Source organism: Gilliamella sp. B14448G11, from assembly GCF_016101765.1.
Classification (GTDB): domain Bacteria; phylum Pseudomonadota; class Gammaproteobacteria; order Enterobacterales; family Orbaceae; genus Gilliamella; species Gilliamella apicola_N.
This window is the reverse complement of sequence record NZ_JACFPX010000063.1, coordinates 1-291: the sequence shown is the minus strand read 5'-3', so window position 1 is coordinate 291 and position 291 is coordinate 1. Positions and strand designations below refer to the sequence as shown.

Annotated in this window: 1 protein-coding gene; it reads left to right on the top strand. The window is 47.8% G+C overall.

Going from position 1 to position 291, the window contains the following annotated elements; translation table 11 throughout:
- Positions 1 to 291: phage baseplate assembly protein V (locus tag H3S88_RS13190; protein ID WP_198237286.1), on the top strand; the 291-nt coding region annotated here is incomplete at both ends.

Sequence of the window (291 nt, the reverse complement as noted above, 5' to 3'; positions counted from 1 at the left end):
GGCGAAACGGTGAAGAGAGTTTATGGTTAAGACTGGCTAAACCGTATGCCGGCAGTACCTATGGTTTTCACTTTCCACTGATTGACGGCACAGAAGTTGCAGTTGCCTTTACTAACGGTAATCCGGACCGACCTTATATCGCGCATGCGATGCATGACAGTCAACACCCTGACCATGTGACCGCTATAAACAAACACCGAAATGTCATTCGTACCCCTGCTAACAACAAACTGCGGATGGATGATAAGCGCGGACAAGAGCACATCAAGTTAGCGACCGAATACGGTAAAA